Consider the following 3,570-nt stretch of genomic DNA (forward strand, 5'->3'; position numbering starts at 1 on the left):
GGATGTCACTAGAAAATATCCCCAAGAATTAAGAAAAACTTTAGCAGCAATGTTGAAAGCCTTTCAGTTAGCTAAAAAAGAAAAAGCCGAAGTCAATGGCATTTTGGCTGGTTATGTCGCCCAAAAAATTCTACTAGGAGAATACGAAGAAGCTTGGCAATTTCTCCTCGCTAATTACGATAAAAACTCCGATTGGGGTCTCGATATCTATGGCGAAAGTACAGCGATCGGCAAATATCCAGACTTTCCCACTGCTCTAAGAGCTTTTCTCCTGAAAAATGGCTACTTAGGGTCTGCTGAAAAAGTTTGTTGGTGGGGGCAGGGTGTGGGGTGTGGGGTGTGGGGTGTAGGGTTTTCCCGATTTTGAGGTAGTCAGTTACCTAAAATTCAGGGAAAAAGTCCCTGAATTTTACCCGCGATCACTCCAATGGTCAGCACTTTTTGAGGGGAAAAAAGTCTAAAAACCTTATCCAACAATGTTTTTAGATTTATTCCAGCAAACCCTAAGTAGAGGCGATAAAATTCCATGTTCCAGGAGGGTTTTTTCGGCTGGTGGCAGTAAGCAATCAAACCAGAGAGGAGATTAAGGCAAAAATTAACAGAGCTACCGTGGCGGGAATGTTCAACGGAAGTTTCCCTTTGACAAAAAGCGACAACCTCTGCTGTGGCAGAATCTGTATGGGGGAACTTCCGCTAAAAACAGACAAATTTAACGGAGTTCGCGGTTCGGCATCACGCTTCGAGCGAGCGGCTGTTAATAGCCTTGAACTCAATCAACCTCCACCACCACAACCACCACCACCACAACCACCACAACCACCACAACCGCCACTGCCGCCGCCATCACTGCCGCTACTGCCGCCACAACCGCCGCTGCCGCCATCACTGCCGCCACTGCCGCCATCACTGCCGCCACTGCCGCCATCACTGCCGCTACTAGCAGCGGCTATGGGAGTCAGCATTTGATACAAGTCTGCTAAAGCCATATCCGCCATCAGAACTGTTGCTCCAAACAACGCAACCGCAAGTACAAGTTCAGAATCGCTGCTATTGGCTGTTTTTAAATGTTGTAAGCGATTTGTTAAATCATTAAAAATGATCTCTCCATAACGGCTGCGCTGACGCTGTGGTTTGACAAAAAACCTTGCTCCCAAAACTAGAAGCCCAAATATACAGATGAGAAGTAAACCAACTGGCTTATCGCGAGAAATTCCCACCGCCATTTTGCACAAGCCTATTCCTAGAAGAATAACCACAATCAATGATGGATAAATTTGCGCTTTCAATGCTTGGGCATCGCTCAGAAACAAACCAAGTTGTTCTAGGCGGGCACGAATGCTATCTTTCATTCCTGTAGACTTCCGGAAAACCTGTTCAATTGCCCCATCAGTGGCCAAAATATCTTGTGCAACCGCCTTTTCTACAGGATCGGCAATAGCATCGATCTTTCCTGTCACTACCAGTTTGCTTTGTGTTCTTCCAAATGGTGATTTTTCTTTTAATACCTCCACATAGCCTTGTTTTACCAAACTGGTGATTGCGGCCATAATCAGGCGATGATTGCCCCCCGCCAAGAAAGCTATCTCGTAAGTATTTAAATCAGGTTGCTGATTTATATTAGCGCTAACTAGGCACAGGGAAAAACGTAGCCAGGCTGCCAAAGCGATTCCCATCACTACTAGGGAAATATAGAAGGTTAAAAATTCCGGACCTGTAAAATTCATTGGGTTAGGAATTTGGGAGATTATCTGACAGCCAGTTATCATCAGTGAAAGGAAGGCTAAAAAGGTAAAGATGCCTATTTTTCGCAGTTGTGGTTTGACGGAGACTGTGAAATTAGGTTTTGACAAAACCCAGCTTTGTTGAGTATTGATCCGGATAAAATGCAAATCTCGCCCGAATCGGTCTTTGGGTTTAGGCCAAATATCTATTGGGGGAATATGTCCAAAAAACTGTTCGTAACTTTCTAGCGTCTTGCTATACCAACTGCCAAATTTTAATTGCTCGGATGAACCCCCACGAGTCGGCTCGTGATGTAATGTGGTTTGCAAAATTTTGGGACAGAACTCTTGCCAGTACAATCGCGTATAGGTCAGATGTAAATGCCAAACTTGATCGATTTGGTCGGATGGCGTGACCGGATGTCCTGCTGCAACGGCTAGAAATATAAACTTTTTGTATTCCTCGATCGCTCTCTGAGTATAGCCTAAGGACCAGCCGTTATCTTTTGCTAATCGTTGGCTGAAAGATAATTGACTATCTGGCCGATCCAAGGCAAATGCCTGAATTCTTTTGTATAGCTCTGTCTGTTGAAAGTTCATCGTCCCTAATGGGCTATCCATAAACCCGGCCTCCCGAAAAAAACTGTTTCTAGTCGTTTATTTAGGCCGAAGAGGCTTAACTATGGGTGAAGTTTAAATTTCTTTACAAAAAGCTGGATGCTAACTATCCCTCTTTCAACTGGGCAATAAGTCTCGGAAACCGAAAAGAAAGTTGAGGAAACTGACAGAACCGGTTAGGTGAGGATAAAATACCAGTGGTCGCTTTAATATCACCTGAATAGTCGGTTTTTTGTGTCTTTCCCGAGACTATCGGCTGCTACCACTGGTTTGCTGTTGTTTGTTGTTGTAATCCGAGGAAATATAGTTCTTGCGTTCCCAAGCGCCTGAACTGCATTTGTCTCTCTAGTAACAATTGTAACAGACAATACCCATTTTGTGTAAAAAAAAGTAAACAATTTGGTAAAAAATTATTTTTTGCGGTAATCTTCAACCCTCTGAGGACAGCCCCAGATTACCGTTTCCTGTTTGTAAACCACCATACCGGGCTTGGCGCCCTTGGGTTTATAGACGTATTTGGGACGGGTATAGACGACGGGAACCTGTTCACTATGGCGAGCGCGGCTATAATAAGCGGCGTAATCGGCGGCAAATTGCAGATCGGCGGCTTCTGGAACTGTACCGGGGGTTAAACGGAGTAAAACGTGACTACCAGCGATTTCTTGACTATGAAACCAGATATCGTAATCGCTGGCGCTACGAAAAGTTAGCCGATCATTTTGACGGTTATTTCTGCCAATCCATAATTCTACTCCAGAGGGAGTAGTAAAGCGCATGGGTTCGGATTCTTTGTTATTCGTCCGATTACGCTGGTAATTGCTTTCTAGATACTTCTGTTGAATTAATTCTTCTTGTATCTCGTCTAATGCGTCTAAATCTTCGCTGCCGCTATAATTTTCTAGTTGACTTAAACTCGATCGCACTTGTTCGAGATAATTAATTTCACTGACCACTTCCTCTAATAAAGGTTCCACCGCTAACCGCGCCCTTTTTAATTTCTGATGTTGTTTATAAAAATATTGGGCATTCTGCACGGGATTTCTTTCGGGATCGAGAGGAATAATTACAGGTGTTCCTGTCTGGAAATCCGCCAAACTAATGCTAGTCATTCCCTGCTGTATTTGCTGCAGATTGGCCATTAATAAATCCCCTTGCTCTTTATAGCGATCAGCATGAGCAGATTCTGCTAGTCTTGTTTGAAATCCCGCCGCTTTAGTTTGCAGTTTAGTCA

2 protein-coding genes and 2 pseudogenes are annotated in these 3,570 nt (G+C 44.0%); 1 reads left to right on the top strand and 3 read right to left on the bottom strand.

What is annotated here, in order from left to right; translation table 11 throughout:
* Positions 1-367: pseudogene (locus PX636_RS17255) on the top strand (hypothetical protein); the annotation flags it as partial.
* Positions 368-522: 155 nt separating this feature from the next.
* Here the strand turns inward: PX636_RS17255 and PX636_RS17260 are convergent.
* From PX636_RS17260 to PX636_RS17270, 3 genes and pseudogenes are all read right to left on the bottom strand, one after another.
* A pseudogene (locus PX636_RS17260) lies at positions 523-633 on the bottom strand (IS982 family transposase); the annotation flags it as partial.
* 140 nt (positions 634-773) lie between these two features.
* Positions 774-2,342, bottom strand: coding sequence for a TIGR04222 domain-containing membrane protein (locus tag PX636_RS17265; RefSeq protein WP_288118025.1), 1,569 nt, complete (start codon positions 2,340-2,342; stop codon positions 774-776).
* Between the two features lie 407 nt (positions 2,343-2,749).
* Positions 2,750-3,570, bottom strand: an 821-nt coding sequence (locus PX636_RS17270; protein ID WP_288118026.1) for an Rqc2 family fibronectin-binding protein, incomplete at its 5' end; no start/stop codon positions are given.

This window comes from Microcystis sp. M53598_WE2, assembly GCF_030067735.1.
Taxonomy (GTDB): Bacteria; Cyanobacteriota; Cyanobacteriia; order Cyanobacteriales; family Microcystaceae; genus Microcystis; species Microcystis aeruginosa.